Here is a 20,852-nt window from a genome sequence, read left to right as displayed (position 1 = left end):
CCCGAACCGGTCACATGTGACCTCTTCGTGACGCTCGCATAACATCGACTCTCGTGCCCGACGTCGTGACAGATTCATCAGCTGGCCCACCTGTCCCCGCTCCGCTGCGAGCCACGGACGAACTTCGTGCTCAGGTACGAATCCCTCGGCTGATCGCCATCGTGGCCGGGGTGCTCGGGGTGCTGTTCGCGCTCATCACTCCGTTCGCGCCCGTGACTCAGACCACCGCCACCATCGAATGGCCGCAGAACGGCCTTCTGGAGGACGTGGATGCCCCGTTGGTGTCCCAGGCACCGCTGAGCCTCAGCGCGACGCTGCCGTGCTCTGCCGTCGCAGCATTGCCCGCGTCGGGCGGGTTACTGCTGGCGACCGCACCCCCGCAGGGTGAAGGTGCCGCACTCAACAGTCTGTTCGTGCGCGTCGGCGAGCAGAACGTCGACGTCCTGGACCGTAACGTGGTCGTCGCGACGGCACCGCGCGTCGACGTCGAGAGCACGCGCTGCGCGTCCATCGAGATCACCTCGAACGATCAGTACACCTCCGCGGCGTTCACCGGCCTCACCGGCGACGACGGCCGACCGATCGAGGGCAGACTCGACGGCGATCTACGCCCCCAGGTCGTCGGTATCTTCAGCGACCTCAGCGGTGCCGCACAGGCCGACATGTCCGTCACGGTCGACGTCGACTCCCGCTTCTCGTCGTCGCCGACGCTGCTCAAGCTGCTGATCATGATCCTTGCCATCGCGTGCACGGCGCTGGCCATCGGTGCACTCGGCCGACTCGACGGGACCGACGGCCGTGCACATCGCCGCTTCTTCCCCTCGCATTGGTGGAAGTTCACCGGCGTCGATGTCACCGTTCTCGGTGTGCTGGTGGGTTGGCACTTCGTCGGCGCGAACACCTCCGACGACGGCTATCTGCTCACGATGGCCCGCGCCGCAGACCACTCCGGCTACATGGCCAACTACTTCCGCTGGTTCGGCGTGCCCGAGGCACCGTTCGGCTGGTACTACGACGTGCTCGCCGTGTTCGCCAAGATCTCGACCGCCAGCCCGTGGATGCGGCTCCCCGCCCTCATCGCCGGAGTCCTGTGCTGGATGGTGATCAGCCGCGAGGTGGTGCCGCGTCTCGGCCGAGCCGTCCGCAAATCCAACGTTGCCCTGTGGACCGGCGGACTCGTGTTCCTGGCCTTCTGGCTGCCCTACAACAACGGACTGCGGCCCGAACCGATCGTCGCCCTGGGCGCACTTCTCACCTGGTGCTCGGTGGAGCGCTCGATCGCCACCGGCCGACTGCTACCCGCGGCCGCAGCGTGTCTGATCGGAGCCTTCACTCTCGCAGCAGCTCCCACCGGATTGATGTGTGTGGCCGCACTTCTCGCCGGCGCACGGCCCATCGCTCGTATCGTCGTTCGACGCCACCGCCAGGTCGGCACCCTGGCCTTGCTGGCACCGTTGGCCGCGGCCGGTGTGCTGGTACTCGTCGTGGTGTTCGCCGACCAGACGTACGCGACGGTCATCGAATCCACCCGAGTGCGCACCATCATCGGCCCCAACGAGGCCTGGTACCAGGACTTCCTGCGCTACTACTACCTCTTCGTCCAGACCGTCGACGGCTCCGTTGCCCGCCGCTTCGCGTTCCTGACGATGATCCTGTGCCTGTTCACCACGCTGTTCGTGTTGCTGCGCCGCAGGCGTATTCCCGGCATCGCGAACGGGCCGGCCTGGCGCCTGCTCGGCGTCGTTCTGGGGACCATCTTCTTCATGATGTTCAACCCCACCAAGTGGACTCACCACTTCGGGTCCTACGCGGGAATCGCCGGCGGACTCGCCGCACTGACGGCTGTGGCCGTCTCCGCCAGTGCACTGCGCTCGCGACGAAACCGTTCACTGTTCGCAGCCGGTCTGATGTTCGTACTCGCGCTGTCGTTCTCGGGCATCAACGGCTACTGGTATGTCTCGAGCTACGGCGTGCCGTGGTTCGACAAGACGGTATCGCTGGGAGGCAACGAATCCGGCACCCTGTTCCTCATCCTGTTCGGACTCGTCCTCGCCGTCGCCGCGTTCCAGTACCTGCGCGAGGGATACGCTCCGCCGCAACCGAAACCGTCGTCGACGCGTGGTAGGCGCATCCGCAAGTTCGCGGCCGCTCCGCTGACCGTCATCGCCGGAATCATGGTGCTGTTCGAGATACTTTCCCTCGTCAAGGGAGCCGTCTCCCAGTACCCGGCCTACTCACTGGCACGATCGAATGTGCAATCGGTGCTGGGCAATTCGTGTGGACTCGCCAACGATGTGCTCGTCGAGTCGGACCCCAACGCGGGGATACTGAACCCACTTCCGGGCGATTTCGATCCCGCCGCCGGCCCCCTCGGCGGCTCGAGTTCGACCCTGAGTAACTTCACCGCCAACGGTGTCCCCAGCGACCTCAGCGCCGACGCAGTGGAAGTCAAACCAGGACAAGGCAATACCGACCAACAGGCCGTCGGGCCCGCCTTCGAGGAAGGCCAGAGCTCGGGAACCGCAGGCGGCACCGGCGCGGTGGGCGTCAACGGCTCGACCGCGGCCCTCCCCTTCGGCCTCGACCCCGCCACCACCCCCGTACTCGGCTCATACCAGGAGGGTATCCAAGAGCCCGCGAAGGCCACCTCGAGCTGGTACCAACTGCCCGCTCGCAGCGACGATGCACCTCTGATCGTCTTCTCCGCAGCCGGACGCATCTGGTCGTACGACGACACCGGAGCCCTCACCTACGGACAGTCGCTGCTGCTCGAATACGGCACACGACAGCCCGACGGCACCGTCCAGGCCCAGGGCACCTACCTGCCCCGAGACATCGGACCCGCACCCTCGTGGCGCAACCTCCGAATCCCGTTGGCAGACATCGCGCCCGACGCCGATGCCGTCCGCATCGTCGCCAACGACCCCAACCTCACCGGCGACCAATGGCTCGCGTTCACCCCACCGCGAGTGCCCGTGATGGAAAACCTCAACACTGTGATCGGCAGCGACCAGCCCGTGCTGCTCGACTGGGCCGTCGGACTGCAGTTCCCGTGCCAGCGCCCCTTCGACCACCGATACGGCATCGCCGAGGTCCCCGGATACCGCATCCTCCCCGACCGCCCACTTGCCGTCAGCTCCACCGACACCTGGCAATCCGGCGAGAACGGCGGCCCACTGGGCTGGTCCGAACTGCTCGCCAAGCCCACCGCCATCCCGACGTATCTCGACAACGACTGGGGCAGAGACTGGGGATCACTCGAACGCTACGAGCAGTACTACCCCAACGCCGTGCCCGCCGAGGTGAACACCGCTGACGTCACCCGATTGGGTTGGTACAAGGACGGCCAGTTGCGCGTATTCGAGGACTGATCGCTCGCCCCCAGTCTCCGCCGCTCCCTTGGGGATCAATGTCCCTTTGTTGCACTCTGACTGACTGAATCCCGCATTCATTCAGAAGGGGTGGGTGCGTTGTCGGCCGACCGGGGCCCTAGCACTCACCCCCGACAAATTTCCGGTGCGTACGCCACAAGTCGACGCAGTTGTGCACAACTTCGGCACCCATCCACTGGGAAACCTTGAACGACTGTTTTCCGCGTCGGAGTGTCGGTGTCGCGTTCGACAGTCGAGGCATGAAACGGGGAGCTTGGGCCACAGACCTATCCATACTCGCGGACGTCGCCGATCACGGCGTCGTGACAAGGGCACAGCTGCGGGCCGCTGGTGTCGCGGATGGGACGGTGGCCGGCAGATGCGCTGCCGGCGGACCCTGGCAGCACTTGCTGCCAGGTGTGGTGCTGCTGTACAACGGCTACCCATCTCACCGACAACGGATGGCAGCGGCCCTGGCGTACGGCGGGCCAGGCAGCATCCTCACTGGGAACGCGGCATTGAGTATCCATGGGTTGGGCCCGAATCCACCCTCGAACGAGGTTCACATTCTCGTGCCCAACGAGATGCAGCGAGCATCCGTCAAGTTCGTGCGAGCCGAACGCACCTGGCGGATGCCCGAAGCCGTTTTCAACCACGGTCCGCGCTGTGCTCCGGTATCCCGAAGTGTCGTCGACGCGACCCGTGCACTACGCGGTCGATCTCAATGCACGGCGTTGATTGCGGAGATCATCAGACGGGGTGCGGTATCACTGGAAGAGCTGGCAATCGAGTTGGCGGAGGGGCCAAGACGGTATAGCGCATCGACGCGGTTGGCGATCGGGGATCTGGACGGAAACGCCCACTCCGTCGCCGAGGCGGACGCTCAGCGGCTCTACCGATCGAGCGGGCTCCCACCGATGATTCACAACGCCCGCCTCTTCGCAGCTGACGGTACGTTCCTCGGCAGTCCCGATGGATTCGTGGACGCGATCTGCTTCGGGTGGGAAATCGACTCGCTCGCCCACCACCTGTCACCGATCGACCATGCGAACACGATGGCGCGCCGAGCTCTCATGCAACGTCACGGTGCGATCGTGGTGTCGCATCTGCCGCAGGACATACGGGACGCCCCTCAGCGCGTGCTTGCGGATCTTCGCGCAGGCTATCAACAGGCCCTGGCGAGACCACGCCCCTCGCTGTTCATTCGGTGAGCCGATACAACATCGAATGAATGCCGCTTGCAGGCACTCCAACTGCAACAAAGCCGCATTCATTCGCTTCTGGCTCAAAGAGACAAATGAATGAATGCGACTTCGTTGCAATCTGAGTGACTGAAACCCACATTGATCCCGAACGGGAGCGGAGCGACCCTGGTGTACGAAGGTCCGCCCCACTTAAGTCTGGCTAGATCGGGAGCAACGAGTGCTTACGCGGACTCTTGATCACTTCTTTGTCTCTGAGGATGTGCAGGGCCTTACGGATTTCGAGGCGCGTGCTCGACGGTTCGATGACGGCGTCGATGTAGCCACGCTCGGCGGCGATCCAGGGGGTTGCGACATGCTCGTTGTAGAAGTTGATGAGTTGCTTGCGCAGCGCCGGTGCATTTTCTCCGGCCTCGGCGAGTTGCCTGCGACTCATGATGTTGATGGCACCCTCGGCACCCATGACGGCGATGCGGGCGGTCGGCCAGGCGAGGTTGATGTCCGATCCCAGCTGCTTCGAGCCCATCACCGCGTATCCGCCGCCGTACGACTTGCGGATCACCACCGTCAATTTCGGCACCGTGGCTTCGACGAAGGAGAAGATGAAGCGGCCGCCGCGATGGATTACGCCCAAAGTTTCCTGGTCCACGCCGGGCAGGAAGCCGGGAGTGTCGACGAGGAAGATGATGGGGATGTTGTACGCATCGCTGAGGCGGATGAATCGCGCGGCCTTGTCGGCTGCCTTGGCGTCGAGCGCCCCGGACAGGTGCATAGGCTGATTGCCGACGATTCCGACCGGTCGACCGTCGACTCGCGCGAATCCGGTGATCACGTTCGGTGCGGTCTGGCCCGACAATTCGTGGAACTCACCGTCGTCGAAGATGCGCAGGATTATGTCGTGCATGTCGTAACCGGCGTTGTCGGCGTCGGGCATGAACGAGTCGAGCTTGCGATCGGATTCGGTGATCTCGGGCTCGAGCCCCGGATTGATCACCGGTGACTCTTCCTGACAGCTCGACGGCATGTAGCTCAGATAGTTTCTGATCCAGTCGAACGCGGCCTTCTCGTCTGCCGCGACGTGGTGAACGTTTCCGTTCAAGGCCTGCACACGAGCACTGCCCAGCTCGTCGAGGCTGACGTCCTCACCCGTGACGGACTTGATGATGTCCGGGCCGGTCACGAACATGTACGCCTCTTCGGTGGCGACGACGATGTCGGTGTTGATGGGCGCATACACCGCGCCACCGGCACATTTACCGAGGATCAACGAGATCTGCGGGCACAGGCCGGACAGCGCCTCGTGGCGTCGGCCCAGCTCGGCGTACCAGGCGAGAGAGGTGACGGCGTCCTGTACTCGAGCTCCACCGGAGTCGTTGATTCCGACGACCGGGCAGCCCATCTTGATCGCGAAGTCCATGATGCCGGCGACTTTGCGGCCGAACATCTCGCCGACGGTGCCGCCGAAGACGGTCTGATCGTGCGAGAAGACTGCGACCGGGCGGCCGTCGACGGTTCCGTGACCGGTGACGACGCCATCACTGTAGAGAGCGCCCGGATCGTTCGGTGCCTTCACCAGCGCGCCGATCTCGATGAAGCTACCGGGATCGAGCAACGAGTTGACGCGTTCGCGGGCACTGGGAATGCCCTTCTTCGCGCGCTTCGCTATTCCGATCTCACCGGCCGGTTCCTCGGCCAGTTCGAGCCTGGCCCGTAGTTCGGCCAGCTTCTCCGCAGTGGTGCCACTCAAGATCTACGCTCCGGTTCTTGCAGACTCGATGTTCTCGAGCGTCTTCGACAGATGGGCCGCAATTTTTCCAATGTACGGCTCGTCGACGACCGCGAGGTGATCGCCTCCGACGTACACGATCTCGAGGTCCTCGACCACCGGTCCCCAGCCACCGTGCTCTTCACGGGTGGCGTATGCGGGCTCGAGTGCGATCGCATCGTCGTGATACTTGTCGGCCAGGTACAACGTCACGTGCCCGCCGTACTGCTTGAGCTCGGCCGTCTGAATCGCCCGGTTGTCGAGCCACGACGTGCGCTGGTGCTCGATGATCCCGCCGGGGATCTTCGCGCCGCTGAGCTTCACCAGATCGGTGATGATGCGGATCTGTCCCTCGTCGTCCGAGTCGACGAGCTTGTCGTACGGAATCGGGTAGTCGACGTTGTACGTCTTCTTGGCGAACGCGGCGTACCGCTCCCAACGCTTACGGACCTCGTCCTTGGTGTCCGGGATCGCGGTGCCGGGCATGACGGTGTCGAGTAGCCCCACGTAGGCGACCTCGATGCCCTCTTCCTCCATCTGACGCGCCACCTCGTAGGCGAGAATGCCGCCGAGCGACCAGCCGACGAACACGTAGGGCCCTTCGGGCTGGATCGCCTTGATCAGCGGCACGTACTCCGCGGCGCGAACGGCGATGGGTCCCTCGACGCGCTCGAGTCCGTACATCGGCGTGCCCGCAGGCAACTTCCGCAGCAGTGGCTCGTAGGCGACGGTGGAGCTACCGGCCGAGTGGAATGCGAACACCGGTGTGGCTGTGGAACCTTCGGGCCGGGCACGCAGATTGCGCACCACACCGTCGATCTCACCGTCTTCCAGATGCGGGCGCACCTTGTCTGCAAGCTGCTCGATGGTCTCCGAGTCCAGAACGTCGTCGAAGGTGATCTCGCCGCCGGCCCGTTCCGTCAGCCGAGCCGCCATCTTCTCGGCCGTCTCGTCGTCGAGGATCGGCAGGGTGTTGAAGATGCCCTTGGCCGATTCCTTCGTCACGACCGCCCACGTTGCGAACGTCATCCGCTCGGCGTTGTCTCGCGGGGGCACATCGGATCCGGCCGCTTCGGCGAACGCTTCCTTACCGCCCAGGTCGGTCTCTGCTGCAGCGGGAACAGCTGGTGCCGCAACAGCTTCAGGAGCCTGCTCGACAGGAGCAGCTTCGGCTACCGGAGCTACAGCGGCCTGCTCGGCCGCCTTCTCTGCCGCCTGCGTATCGGCCAGCGCCTGCACCTCGTCGCGGTTCTCGATCGCATAGCGCAGGTACTTCTCCACCTCACGCAGGTTCGCGTCGCGGACAGCCTGCAATTGCACTGTGGGAATATCGAATTCGTACTCCACCCGGTTCTTGATTCGGACGGCGCTGAGCGAATCGAGACCCAGTTCGATCAGTGGCACCTCGGGCGGCAGGTCCTCCGGTGAGTAGCCCATGGACTCGGCGACGATGATCGCCAATCGGTCTTCTAGCTTCTGATTGCCGTTCGGATCCCAACGGTCACCGAACGTCTCGACGACCTCCGGCAGCTCCTCCATCGGAGACGAACTGGGCTCCACCGCCACAACAGGTTCCGGACGCGCATCACCCGAGGTGACGACCGCCTCGTGCAGCAGCGTGAACGCCGAACCTTCGCGGCCGTGTACCTGTACCGACGCGCCACCGAGGTGCGAGGTCAACGTCGTGACGATCGTCCCGGCCTTGGGCACTGCCGCGTGGGAAACCGACCCACCCAGTGCCACATCGGAGAACACCTGCGAGGCAGCGGCCGTGACCAGCGCATCGAATCCGGTGACGGCCGAGGCCTGAACTTCCCAGACGTGACGGCCGTCGGGCAGCGCGACGCGTGCGCCGGGCACCCGGGTGTTGCCGCTGGAGCTGACCTGCGAGTTGAGCCAGAACTCCTTGCGTAGGTACGCGGTACGCGGGATAGCTGCGTACGGGCCGGTCTCGAACAGTGTTGCCAACTCCATGGCGTGCCCATGCACGTACAGCTGCGCGAGAGCGGCGAGGAACGTTTCGGCCTCGTCTTCCTTGCGCTTGAGGGTCGGGATCAGCGTCGAGTCGGCAACGCCGGCGGCCCATGCCGTGGCAGCCACCGACATCAGCGCGACTGGATTCGGAGCGAGCTCGATGAACGTCGTATGCCCATCTCCGACAGCAACATTGACAGCCTGGGTGAACCAGACCGGATGACGCATGCCCTTGGTCCAGTAGTCGACACCGTGGATCGCCGCATGCCCGACGCGATAGTGCGCCTCACGATCGACCGACGAGTAGACCCCGCAGCTGAGCTTGCTCGGTTCGATCCCGGCGAGTTCGGCGGCCAGCTCACCGAGCAGCACGTCGACTGCCGCAGTGTGACCGGCTCCCTTGACGTCGAGCAGTCGGGCCATCTTCCCTGCGGCCTCGGCCATCTCGACGAGGGCTTCGACCTCGGCGCGAGGTCCACCGACGGTGGTGTGTGTCGGCGCGGCGTACACGCACGGCTCGACATGGGGGAACTGATCGGTGAGGGTCTTGACCTCGTCCGGGGTGTACTCCACGAGCGCCATGGCACCCTGCGAGGCAGCACCGAGACCCTCCTGCCCCTCGTCCAGCAACCGCGAGCGGGCATAGATGATGCGGACCGCGTCTTCGAGGTTGAGCCCTCCGGCGACGTAGGCGGCCGCGACCTCACCCATCGAGTGTCCGAGGACGGCTGCCGGCTCGGCACCGTGTGCGCGAAGTGTTGCGGCCAAGGCGATCTGGATGACGAAGATGGCGACCTGGGAGTTCTCGAACTCGTAGGTCTGCGCATCGTCGAGGATGATCTCTCTGATGGAGTAACCGGCCTCGTCCACCAGCAGTTCGTCGACCTTGTCCACCTCCGCGGCGAACACTGCGTTGGTTCGGTACAGCCGCGACGCCATCTTGCGATGCTGCGAACCGAATCCGGAGAACACCCACACCGCGCCGTTGGACGCAGGTGAATCGGCGGAGAACACACCCGGACCCGGCTTACCGGCCGCGATGGCACGAAGGCCGGCGATGGCCTCGGCCGTGGTGGATGCGAGAACCACTGCGCGCGAACGCCCGTGGTTGCGTCGAGCCAACGTGCGGCCGACATCGACGAGTGGCGTCGTGCTGCCCTCTTCGGTCTCGAGCCAATCGGCCAACTCGGAGGCGGCGCGCTTACGACGCGACGGCAGCGCCGCAGACACAGCCAGAATCACTGTCTCCAAGGGCTTTTCGGCCTCGGTCACCGGATCGGTCGTCTCCACGTCCGAGACAACGGGCCCAGCGTCGACAACGGGATCGGCCTCGGGGACACCCTCGACCAGGACGGCCTCCGGGTCCACTGCCGAGGCGTCGAATGCGTCGTCCGTCTCACCCGGGACGTACTCGCGCACGACGACGTGTGCGTTGGTACCACCGAAACCGAAGCCGGAGACGCCCGCGACGGCCTTGCCGGTGTAGCGCGGCCAGTCGGTGGCCTCCGGGATGACCTTCAGATGAGCCTTGTCGAAGTCGATGTACGGGTTGGGGCCCACGTAGTTCAACGACGCGGGAAGCTTGTTCTCCTGCATCGCGAGGACAACCTTGATCAAACCTGCTGCGCCTGCGGCAGATTCGAGGTGCCCGAAGTTCGTCTTCGCCGATCCGAGCAGGGCCGGCTTGTCGGCGTCGCGGCCTCGGCCGACGACGCGACCGAGAGCGTCCGCCTCGATGGGATCGCCCAAAATGGTTCCGGTGCCGTGCGCTTCGATGTAATCCACGCCCGACGGGTTGATGCCGGCGTCGCGGTACGCGAATCGCAGTGCGTCGGCCTGCGCATCGGGGTTCGGCGCGAGCAAACCGTTGGAGCGGCCGTCCTGGTTGATCGCGGATCCGGCGATGACAGCGAGAATGTCGTCGCCGTCGCGCTCGGCGTCCTCGAGTCGTTTGAGCACGACGAGTCCGCCGCCTTCGGAGCGGATCATCCCGTTCGCGTCCGAGGAGAACGCCTTGATCCTGCCGTCGGGCGCGAGCACACCCGTCTGGCCGAATCCGACGGTGATCGGCGGCGCGAGCAGCATGTTGACGCCGCCGGCCACGGCCAGGTCGGATTCGCCGGTACGCAGGCTGCGCACGGCCTGGTGCACGGCGACCAGCGAGGACGAGCAGGCGGTGTCGACAGCGATCGACGGCCCGCGGAAATCGTAGAAGTACGACACTCGATTGGCGACGATGGCGGTCGAGGTGCCGGTGAGCGCATACGGGTGCACTGCCGGGTCGCTGACGGCAATGAGCTGGTAGTCGTTGGAGGAGCTACCGATGAAGACGCCGACCTGGCTGCCCTTGATCGAGCTGGCCGGAATGTGGGCGTGCTCGAGTGCTTCCCACGTCAGCTCCAAGGCGAGGCGCTGCTGCGGATCGACGTTGACGACCTCGTTGGGCGACATCGCGAAGAACTCGGCGTCGAAGGTCTTCACGTCGTCGAGGTAACCGCCCTTGGTCACCGTTGCGGCCACGGCCGCGGCGATGACCGGATCGGAGGTGAATTCCTGCCACCGGCCGTCGGGCAGATCGGTGATGCCGTCGCGACCCTCGATCAGCAGCGACCACATCTGTTCCGGAGTCTGTCCGGTGCCGGGGAAGCGTGAAGAGAGGCCGACGATCGCGACGTCGTGAGCGTCGCCCGACTGCCCGCCGCTGGTGTAGAACGCATCGTCGACGGTGCCGACCGGCTCCTCGGGCTCACCCTCGATGATGATCTTCGCGAGCGAGGCGATGGTGGGGTGCTGATAGACCACGGTGGCAGTCAACGTGACTCCCACGAGTTCCTCGATTTCACCGCTCAACGCGACGGCATCGCGAGAGGACAGACCGAATTCCTCCATCGGACGGTCGTCGGAAATGGCCGACGCCGGTTGCCCGGTCGCGTCCGCAACCCAGTTGCGCAGCCAATCACGAAGCTGCGCAACGGTGAGGTCGCCGCCTCCGACCTGCTCGATTTTGTCTGTCTCTAGTTCAGCCATTACTCACCAAGTTGTGTCGGAGGAAAACGGAGGGTGCGCGTTCGTCAGTCGGGCAGTTCGGCGTCGGGGAACGCCGTCTGCTGGTAGCCGCCGCGCAGCGTGCCCTCGATGTAGGCGGCCTTGCAGGCGCGCCGGGCGATCTTGCCGCTGGAGGTGCGTGGGATGGAACCGGCCGGCACGAGAAGGACATCGCGGACCGTGACTCCGTGCCGCGCGGATACGGCGGTACGTACTTCGTCGGCGATCGGCTGCGGGTCCGCCTTGCCGGATCCGGGAGCGCGCTCGGCGACGATGACGAGTTGCTCGGAGCTGTCGTCCGAGTCCTTCGTCAGCGCTGCTCCACTGAACTCGAACACGACGTCGGGGAGCTGGTTCAGCGGAACGGAGAACGCCGCGACGAAACCGGGCCGCAATGCCTTGCTGGCTTCCTGTGCCGAGAACTCGAGGTCCTGCGGGTAGTGATTGCGGCCGTCGACGATGACGAGGTCCTTGACGCGTCCGGTGATGTAGAGCTCGCCGCCGTAGTAGACGCCGAAGTCTCCGGTACGCATCCAGTTGCCGCCCTCGGGAGCCCCTTCGGCATGCGAGCCCTCGGGAATCCGGTGGACGAGCTTGTTGTGGAAGGTCTCGGTGGTCTCGGTCTCGCGGCCCCAGTAACCCTTGCCGATGTTCTCACCGTGCAACCAGATCTCGCCGACGTGGTCGTCTTCGACCTCGGTGGCGGTCTCGGAATCGACGATGGCTGCCCACTGGCTTCGGGCGACCGTTCCGGTGGACACCTGCGGGATGGCACCGGGAGCGTCGGGTGCGACGACGACGAAGTTGCCGGCGTTCAGCTCGACGCGGTCGACGTAGACCACTTTGGCTTCGTCGGAGTGCTTGCTGGTCGAGACGAACAAGGTGGCCTCGGCCATACCGTAGGACGGCTTGATGGCGGACTTCGGCAGACCGTAGGGGCCGAACGCATCGTTGAACTTCTTCATCGACGACGTGGTGACGGGCTCACTGCCGTTGATCAGACCGATGACGTTCGACAGGTCCAGGCTCTCGCCGTTCTTCGGCAGTCCGCGCTGGGCGGCGTGCTCGAAGGCGAAGTTCGGGGCCGCCGCGAACGTACCCGCCCCGTCGGAGACCGCGGCGAGTTCCTTGATCCAGCGCCACGGCCGCTGCACGAAGGCGCGCGGGCTCATGATGGTGATGTACTTGCCGCCGAGTGCAGGCAGGATGACGGTGAGCAGGCCCATGTCGTGGAACATCGGCAGCCAGGTGACACCGCGGGAGTCGTGGTTGATCTCCATGCTGTCGACCATCTGCAGCGCGTTGACGCCCACCGCGCGGTGGGTGATCTCGACGCCGGCCGGGGTCCGCGTCGAACCGGACGTGTACTGCAGGTAAGCGATGTCGTCGAGCCCGGCCTTGGGCTCGACCCACGTCTCGCCGACACTGTCCGGCACCGCGTCGACGGCGATGATGCGGGGACGCTCTGCGGCGGGCAATGCGCGGAAGAACGCGCGTACACCGGCGGCCGAGTTGCTGGCGGTGAGAATGGCGCTCGGCTTGCAGTCGCCGAGGACGGCGTGCAGACGGTCGGTGTGGCCGGGCTCGTCGGGATCGAACAGCGGCACTGCGATCGTCCCCGCGTAGATCGCACCGAAGAACGCCACGACGTACTCGAGGCCCTGCGGAGCCAGGATCGCAACTCGATCACCGGGCTGGGTGACCTGCTGCAGGCGAGCAGCAACGGCCTTGAGGCGAAGTCCGAACTCGGCCCAGGTCAACTCGTGGGCCTCGCCCTCGCGCTCCCGGGAGTAGTCCACGAACCGGTACGCGAGCGTGTCGGCATTCTCTTGTACGTTCACCTCGACGTGGCGGACGAGCGTCTGCCCTTCATCGATGGTGATGTGGCCGTTCTCATCGATGAAATCATCGAACGTGTGGCTCATTACTTCAATCTCCTCAAACACGAATCCGCCGCCATACAGCTTGCGCGACCTGGGCCCGCACGCCCGGCTGCATGAACACAGACACCGAACAGCAATTTATGTTACTGACTAGTAGCTCGACCGGTGTCGGTTTGGCACCTGGCTTCGAGGCCAGCTACATCGTACCGACACACATCTGCGTCACTCGCCTTTCAGCAAGTCGACAACCGGCGCGAATGCTTCCATTTGAGTAGGGAAAACCCCGACATAAGACATCGTCGTCCGCGCCCGAACGTTACGGATCTGATCGGCAATTTCCTCGTAGGTCCCGAATGCGAGATACGGAGACGACAAAATATCCTCGACGGTGAGCTTGACGTCGACGTCCACGTTCGGCGGGTAGCCGTTGTCCAAGGCCGCCAGCGCCATCTCGGCCATCTGCTCGCGGTCGTCGGTCACGACGATGGTGGTGATGGCCCAGTTCAACTCGATGTCGTCGAATCGATCCCCGGCAGCGGCGCGAATGAGTTCGACGCGCTCGAGCGTCTTCTCGATCGTCATACCCGAGAGCAGCAGCTTGCCCTCCTTCGAGGTGCTCGGCACCACGGAGATGATGTCTGCGTGCTTGGCCGCCAACGCCAGCATCTTCGGTCCACCGCCACCGATACAGATCGGTGGACGCGGTCCCTGCCGCGGCCGAGGGCTGCCCTTGAGTCCGGTGATCGTGAAGTGCTTGCCCTCGAAATTGCATTCCTGACCACGCAACAACACGTCGAGAATTTCGAGAGTTTCCTCGAGCTTCTCGATCCGCACGCCCGGCCGGTCGTACGTGATACCCGCCTTGTCGTACTCCTCACGCATCCAGCCCGCACCGAGGCCGAGTTCGAGTCGCCCGCCGGAGAGCACATCGATCGTCGCCGCATCCTTGGCCAGCACTGCGGGATGCCGGAAGCCGTTCGCCAACACCGCCGTGCCGAGCCGGATCTTGTCGGTGGCGACGGCAAGTGCGCCGAGTGCTGCAATGGGACCGACCTGGTTGCCCAGGTGGTCGGGAATCATGAAGCTGTCGTAGCCCAGTTCCTCGGCCTGTTGCGCCAACTTGATGAACTTCCGAGCCCCGCCCTCCTCGGCGTTTCCCTCTCCGCCTGCAGCGAATCGGAATTTGCGCGGCCCAGCGGTCGCGGCCTCGGCGGAACTCATCTGATGGTCTCCTCAGGGATCTGGAGCGTTCGGGATCTAAAGCGTTCGGGGTCTGGAACGGCTGGTCGACGGGAAGCTGAGCAGCCGGCCGGGGCCGATCCGCGCAGGTCCAAGGCGTCACTCTAGCCGCTCGCCGGAACCGATCACACCGGCTGGGGGTTGCTCGGCCAAGGTTTGTGCACCGCAATAGTTCGCGACACGCCGCGTTGTGATGTATCCGTTACCGATCGCTACATCGTCACGAATGCGCGGGTGTCGGCGCGTTCTCGATCAGGTCCGCAGCCCACGCCGCCGTCCATTGAGGAGCCGTCGTGCCGGAGCCGTCGACGACAAAACTGTTGTAGGACGCGTGCACCGGGTTACCCGCAGCACCGATCAAAATCTGGATGCTCTGTGGAATGTTGCGCAGCGACAATCCATCCGACGGTGATGCACAGATCAAGTCGCCGGGAGCGCAGATCTGGTTGGTCCGGTCGTCGAGAGCGCCGAAGCCACCTTCCCGACGCCCCGTCATGGTGATGCCGGGGAGGTCGAGTCCGCCGAGAGCCACCTCGGCACCGACACCGTCGAGCGGGGCCGGCACATCGGTACCGGAGACGCCGTCGCGTCTTCCGTCGGCGATGAGGGTGACACCGAGAACACGATCGGCAGAGATCGGTCCGTTACCCGCGCCGATGTCGGCTGCGATGTCGCCGGAGATGACGGCACCCTGGGAGAAGCCGGAGAGGATGAAGTTGGTCAGCGGGCACCGCGCACTGACATCGCTGATCTTCTGCACCGCAACGGCTTCACCCTCGGTACGGCTGTTGTTGTAGGACTGCTGACCGTCCGGGGGCAGTGCGATCGGATTCGAGAACTGAGCCACGTACGGGACGGTGTAGACATCGGCGCGTGAGCTGGGAAACTGCTCCTGCAACGGACGCGTGACGTTGAGCATCAGCGACAGTGGATTTGCCGACGGGTTGTACGGATCGTCGGTCGATGACGACTCCCAGGTGCCGGGAATGGCAATGACCTGCACGTCGGGGCAGTCCGCCGGTTGCGACGTGGGCTCCTCCGGCCCCGGCGGCGGTCCCTCCGGTCCCTTCGGTAGCCGTCCGGCGAGCAGGTACCACAGGGCGACGATGATCAGTCCGAGGATCACCGCAACGGCGATCACCGGGAGAATTCTGCGCTTACGCTTGGCCATCGGCGTTAATCTACGGCTTGCAGTACGTCGCCTGCGCGGCGTCGATGTAGGTCTGGGCAGCTTGCTGAGCCTGGGTCTCGGTCATCTGAGTTCCGGCTGCGCTGGCCTCGACTCCCACGTTCGCGGTGACGTAGGTGGAGATCTCGTCCGCCGCCACACCCTGGGCCTGGGCGGCACAGATGTAGTTGGCCGTCGACACCGCGATGTCGCCGTTACCCGCAGGAGTGATGCCCTGCTTCTTCAGCTCGTCGAGAAAGCTGCGACCGCGGTCGTCGATCTGACTCGCCGTCGGGCCCGGGAAGTCGTCCGGGACTGGCTGCGGCTGCTCGGGCGGCGCAGTGGCCGCTTCACCCGGACTGGTCGTCGGGGCAGCGGTGGTGGTGGTGGTGGTGTCAGGTGCCGACGTCGTCGAACTCGCCTCGGCCGTCGACTCGGCGGCCGTGGTGGTGCTCGGCGGAGCCCCGGTGGCTGTCGAGTCGTCACTTCCGCAGGCCACCAGCATCGAGGTCGCCGCGACGGCCATGACGCCGAGAGACACAGTTCTGGCCAGGAAATTACGCGTCATCGATCGAAATCCTTCGGTCGTCGGGTTCGCAGGCGACAGTACAGACACGCTCTGAGAGGACTCTGAAGAGTCCTCTCGGAGCTTCGGGCGTGGCTACGGCGCGATCGTGGCCACGCCGTCCTTGACCGTGATGATGCCGAACTGGAAGTTCTGTTGCTTCCCGCCACCGTCGATGTCGAACTGGTCGCTGGTGGGATAGCCCAGACGGCCGCCCTCGTAGCCGACCGATCCCCATGCATCGAAGATCGGGCCGTACGGGGTGGACCACGCACCGCTCAGCGGGCTCCAGTAGATGTTGCCCGTCTCGAACTGGTTGAACCGTCCGCCGTCCCGGATCGGGCCGATCTCGTTGGACTTCGGGAACCCGAGAGGCCCGCTCTCCCAACCTAATTCGCCGTACTTGCCGAGAATCATGCCCTGCACCGAGTGCACTCCCGCCTCGGGCGAGCTGTAGATGGCACCGATCTCGAAGCCCTGGACAGAACCGGGCTTGTTCGGTGTCTCGACCTCGTCGAGTACCGGGTACCCGAGCGGCCCGCCCTCGTAGCCCTGAGCGGCCCACTCGTCGAGCACAGCACCCTGGACCACGTGCGCACCGGTCTGCGGCGTGAAGTAGACCATGCCGTTCTGGAAGGCGTTGAACCGTCCACGGCCGTCGGGGGTACCGATCTCGCTTGTCGTGGGGAAGCCGAGTCGGCCCTCGGGGCCCTTGCTGCCCTGGTAGATGCCGCCGATTGCACCGGCCACGACCTGCGCACCGGTGTCGGGGGTGAAGAAGACCCGGCCGAAGGTGAAGTCCTGAGCGCGTCCCCCTGCGACGTTGTACTCCTGGGTCAGGCACGGGCCGAGCCACGAATTGGCACCGCTCGCATTGCCGATCAGTCCCGCGACCTGGCACGCGGGCTTGTCGACCTCGACCCCGAGTGCGGTGGCGAGCTGCGGCCACAGCTGATGGAGCTCGAACTGCCAGTACGGCCACGAGTGCGTCCCCGACGGCCGGTAGTTGACCTGAGCGGGAATGCCGAGCTGGTTGAGCTTGGTGGCGAACGTCTGCGAGGTCAATCGCGACAGAATCTCGAGTCCCATACCGGCGTAGTTGGTGCTCACCCCCGGAATGCCCGACGGCTGATCATAGGGCCCGGTCGACCCGTTGCCGCTGGAGATGTAGAGGCTGACGCCCTTCAACTTGTCCGCGAGCAGGTACGGATCATGCTGCGCCCACAAGGAATTCGACGGCGCGCCCCACATGGCTTTGGAGCTGTAACCACCGGCGTCGGTCATCGCGTACTGGATGGCCTGCGGCATACCCAGCGAGGTGGTGGTCAGAATGCCCGAGAGCGAACCGGCGAACGTGAAGAAACCGGGGTTTCGTGCGGCCAGGAACATCGCCGACGTACCGCCCATGGACAACCCGACGACTCCGCGGGTGTCGGTGCTTCGCCAATCCTTGGCCAGAATGGGCGGGAGTTCCTTGGTGAGGAAGGTTTCCCACTGGTAGTTCTTGCCGTTGTCCTGGTCGACCCAGTCGGAGTAGAAGCTGGACTGGCCGCCGATGGGGAGGACGACGTTGACGTTCTTGTCGGCGAAGTACGACTCGGCATCGGTCTCGGCCGTCCAGCCGTTCTCCTGATCGGTCGCGCGAAGGCCGTCGAGCATGTACACCTGCGGGAACGTTGCCTGCGGGTTGATGTTCCAGTCACGCGCGAGCAGCAGCTGAACCTGGATGGGTGTTCCCATCGACGGAGACTCGATCCACAGCGCGACACGGCGATCGGAGAGCCAGTCCACCGAGGTCACCGTCGCACCGGACGTCTGGGTGTAGGCGGGCCCGGCCTGGGCGATGGGTGCCGCAGCAGCCACGGTCGTCGTAGCGAAGGGGACCATCAGCGCGGACGCAACGGTCAGTGCGGCTGCCGCTCGCCGAGCCCGTGTGCCGGCCGAGGTAGTCCGACCGAAGCGAACAAGCCCAGTACGCATGATGGTGACTCTCTTTCGATGTGACTCTTCGAAGGTCTCGTATCGAGACATGCTTCGTATGTCTTTCTACACGTGCGCGGTGCCGACGAACAGCAGACGCGCTGTGACTGGTGGTGCAATTGTGAACGAAATTGCGGGACGCGATGGCCCCACATCGAAAAATGCCGCCCCGCGTACTTCACGCAGGGCGGCACTTTCCGAACATCGACAGACGATCGCTGTCAGGCGTTGAGCGCGTCCAGGATCTGAACGCGAGCCTTCCACAGCTCGGCTCCCCAGTACGGCCAGGCGTGAATGCCGTTGGACGGGAAACTGTAGGTCGCCGGGATACCGAGGGCGGACATACGAATCTGGAAGGCCCGAGTGTTGGCGAGCGAGAGCGCTTCGAGCGCCATCCCGTTGGCGGTGTTGTAGAAGTCGATGGGCGCGGCCGGGTGGTCGTACTCGCCGGGCAGGCCACTGGCTGCCGAGATGTACAGCGACAGTCCCTGCAGCTTCGGTGCGAAGACGAACGGGTCGTTGCGCAGCCACGCCGGGTTCCAGGGCGGTCCCCACATGGAGTCGACGTTGAAGCGGCCCGCGTCGAGCATCGCGATACGGATGGCCTCACGCATGCCCGGCGCGGAGATGTTCAAGTATCCCGAGAGCGAGCCGGCGAACTTGAACTGATCGCGGTGGTACGCGGCCAGGGTCAGCGCGGCCGAACCGCCCATGGACAGTCCGAGGACTCCGTTGTTGCTCCGCGAGACACCGTAGTTCTCGAGGAATGCCGGCAGCTCCTCGGTCAGGAACGTCTCCCACTTGTAGGTGACTTCCTGGCCGTTGAAGTTCGACGAGGTGTACCAGTCGCTGTAGAAGCTGGACTGACCGCCGACGGGCATGACCAGCGTCACGTCGTCGTTGGCGAACTGATCCTGTGCGTTGGTCTCGAACGTCCAGGCGTTGCGGTCGTCGCGAGCACGCAGGCCGTCGAGCAAGTAGAGAGCGGCGTTTCCGCCGCGAGCGGCCCACTGGACCTGAACCTTGATGGGGCCCATCTCGGACGGAACGATGAGGTCTTCACGGCCACCGGCCGGGCTCTGGTGCGCGATGGGAGCGGGTGCCGCGACAGCAACGGCTCCGCCGACGACACCGACTGCGACGGGGAGGACGAGCGCTGCAGCTCCCACTTCGAGCAGGCGCTGACGCCAGCGTGATCGGGCCTGCGGGGTCCTGCTGAGGCCGGCAAATCGCATGAATCGTGCTCTCTCTCATCTACGCCGTCTCCGCTTTCGTAGCGGCCCCCGGCAATCGAACAGGGCGAACTGGTGGCCCACGAGGCCGAGGTGAAGCTGCAAATTCTCGAAGAAGCTGTGGTTCTGCTGAGAACAGAGGAACCGCTCGATGGAGGTTATTCCATCGAGCGGTTCCAAGGCAAAACTGTGATCAGCGTCGCAGTTTCATGTCGCCGTTTCCCCGAAACAGGAGACTATCGTGCTCGCCCGCCGGTGAACAGCCCTGAAAAGTCGTGAGTTCTCACTACGGGCCGAGAAACGGGCGAAACGACCGAACTGCGTCGTGACCGGCTCAGCTACCGATATTGGCGCTGAGGTCCGGTGCCATGACCCGGATCTGCTCGCCCCAGTAGCCCCACTGGTGGGTTCCGACGGGCGGGAACGCATAGGTGACGTTGTTGGCACCGATGCTGGCCATGCGGATCTGGAAGGCGCGGCTGTTCGCCAACGCGATCGCCTCGAGGCCCATGCCGTTGGCGGTGTTGTAGTAGTCGACGAAGCTCTGCGGGCGATCGAGTCCGCCGGGCAGGCCGCTGCCTGCGAAGACCCACACGCGAGTGCCGTTGTCACGCAGACGAGGAGCGAAGACGAACGGGTCGTTGCGCAGCCACGCCGGATCCCACGGCGGTCCCCACATGGCGTCGATGTTGTAGCGACCGGAGTCCAGCAGCGCCAGACGCATCGCTTCGCGCATACCCGGAGCGGAGATGTTCAGGTAGCCGGACAGCGAGCCCGCGTAGCTGAACTGATCCGGGTGATATGCGGCGAGCGTGAGTGCAGCCGAGCCGCCCATCGAGATGCCGATGACGCCGTTGCGGTTGGGGTTGAAGCCCCAGTTGTCGCGCAGGTTCTCCCGCAGGTTCTGGGTGAGGAAGGTTTCCCACTTGTAGGTGGTCTTCTGTCCGTTGAAATTCGAGGGTGCGTACCAGTCGGAGTAGAAGCTCGACTGGCCACCGACCGGCTCGACGACGTTGATGTTGTACCCGGCCAACACGGCACCGGCGTCGGTCTCGTGCTCCCAGCCGGAGATGTCGGAGGTGGCCCGCAGCCCGTCCAGGAGGTAGACGACGCGGTTGGTGTTGCCGTCGGCCGCGCGCCAGACGCGGCTCTTGATCGGGCCCATGCTCGAGTCCGTCCAGACGTCGATGGCATTGCCGTCGAAGGCCGCGTTGGCAGTTGCGCCACCGCCCGCCACAGCCAATCCCAGTGGCAGGACCACCGCCATCAGCATGGACGTGGCGGCGCGGCGTCCCCACGACCCCGCTCGCTTGTTCCCTCCACGCTCATCCGCGGACCGGCTCTTCGATCTACCCAGCATGCACTCGACCTCTCAGCTGCTTCGTCTTCACATCGGTTACGCAATCAACGATTGATCTCGCAAGTTCA

At 64.7% G+C, this 20,852-nt stretch carries 12 protein-coding genes; 3 read left to right on the top strand and 9 right to left on the bottom strand.

Annotation, left to right across the window (positions count from 1 at the left end; all coding sequences use genetic code 11):
• Nucleotides 1-53: 53 nt before the first annotated feature.
• Together RHODMAR_RS05400 and RHODMAR_RS05395 are read left to right on the top strand one after the other, a co-directional pair.
• On the top strand, nucleotides 54-3,371 hold the full coding sequence (locus RHODMAR_RS05400; protein ID WP_042938104.1) for an arabinosyltransferase domain-containing protein: 3,318 nt from the start codon (nucleotides 54-56) through the stop codon (nucleotides 3,369-3,371).
• Between the two features lie 260 nt (nucleotides 3,372-3,631).
• Nucleotides 3,632-4,582, top strand: a complete 951-nt coding sequence (locus RHODMAR_RS05395; RefSeq protein ID WP_008712118.1) for a hypothetical protein — start codon at nucleotides 3,632-3,634, stop codon at nucleotides 4,580-4,582.
• 193 nt (nucleotides 4,583-4,775) lie between these two features.
• On the opposite strand, the gene RHODMAR_RS05390 is transcribed toward RHODMAR_RS05395, so the two are convergent.
• The 8 genes from RHODMAR_RS05390 to RHODMAR_RS05355 form a co-directional block, all read right to left on the bottom strand.
• Nucleotides 4,776-6,320, bottom strand: a complete 1,545-nt coding sequence (locus tag RHODMAR_RS05390) for an acyl-CoA carboxylase subunit beta (RefSeq protein WP_008712116.1) — start codon at nucleotides 6,318-6,320, stop codon at nucleotides 4,776-4,778.
• Between the two features lie 3 nt (nucleotides 6,321-6,323).
• Nucleotides 6,324-11,339: a polyketide synthase Pks13 gene (gene pks13 / locus RHODMAR_RS05385; RefSeq protein WP_008712114.1), complete on the bottom strand. Its 5,016-nt coding sequence runs from the start codon at nucleotides 11,337-11,339 to the stop codon at nucleotides 6,324-6,326.
• Between the two features lie 44 nt (nucleotides 11,340-11,383).
• Complete coding sequence (gene fadD32 / locus RHODMAR_RS05380; RefSeq protein WP_008712113.1) at nucleotides 11,384-13,282, bottom strand: long-chain-fatty-acid--AMP ligase FadD32; 1,899 nt, start codon at nucleotides 13,280-13,282, stop codon at nucleotides 11,384-11,386.
• A 180-nt stretch (nucleotides 13,283-13,462) separates the two neighbouring features.
• Nucleotides 13,463-14,461, bottom strand: a complete 999-nt coding sequence (locus tag RHODMAR_RS05375; protein ID WP_008712112.1) for an LLM class F420-dependent oxidoreductase — start codon at nucleotides 14,459-14,461, stop codon at nucleotides 13,463-13,465.
• Nucleotides 14,462-14,699: 238 nt separating this feature from the next.
• Nucleotides 14,700-15,650, bottom strand: coding sequence for a cutinase family protein (locus RHODMAR_RS05370; RefSeq protein WP_008712110.1), 951 nt, complete (start codon nucleotides 15,648-15,650; stop codon nucleotides 14,700-14,702).
• Nucleotides 15,651-15,660: 10 nt separating this feature from the next.
• Entirely contained in the window at nucleotides 15,661-16,215 is a 555-nt protein-coding gene (locus RHODMAR_RS05365) for a DUF732 domain-containing protein (RefSeq protein WP_042938121.1), read from the bottom strand.
• A 93-nt stretch (nucleotides 16,216-16,308) separates the two neighbouring features.
• Complete coding sequence (locus tag RHODMAR_RS05360; RefSeq protein WP_081605908.1) at nucleotides 16,309-18,192, bottom strand: alpha/beta hydrolase-fold protein; 1,884 nt, start codon at nucleotides 18,190-18,192, stop codon at nucleotides 16,309-16,311.
• A 221-nt stretch (nucleotides 18,193-18,413) separates the two neighbouring features.
• Nucleotides 18,414-19,427: an alpha/beta hydrolase gene (locus RHODMAR_RS05355; protein ID WP_008712104.1), complete on the bottom strand. Its 1,014-nt coding sequence runs from the start codon at nucleotides 19,425-19,427 to the stop codon at nucleotides 18,414-18,416.
• 90 nt (nucleotides 19,428-19,517) lie between these two features.
• Here RHODMAR_RS05355 and RHODMAR_RS05350 point away from each other — a divergent pair, with 90 nt between their 5' ends.
• Nucleotides 19,518-19,703 carry a hypothetical protein gene (locus tag RHODMAR_RS05350; RefSeq protein ID WP_157225994.1) on the top strand — a complete coding sequence of 62 codons (186 nt, stop codon included), beginning with the start codon at nucleotides 19,518-19,520 and terminating at the stop codon, nucleotides 19,701-19,703.
• Between the two features lie 55 nt (nucleotides 19,704-19,758).
• On the opposite strand, the gene RHODMAR_RS05345 is transcribed toward RHODMAR_RS05350, so the two are convergent.
• Nucleotides 19,759-20,784, bottom strand: coding sequence for an alpha/beta hydrolase (locus tag RHODMAR_RS05345; RefSeq protein WP_008712102.1), 1,026 nt, complete (start codon nucleotides 20,782-20,784; stop codon nucleotides 19,759-19,761).
• Nucleotides 20,785-20,852: the final 68 nt, after the last annotated feature.

Source organism: Rhodococcus sp. AW25M09 (assembly GCF_000333955.1).
Lineage (GTDB): Bacteria > Actinomycetota > Actinomycetes > Mycobacteriales > Mycobacteriaceae > Rhodococcoides.
This window is presented reverse-complemented; position numbering and strand designations above follow the sequence as displayed.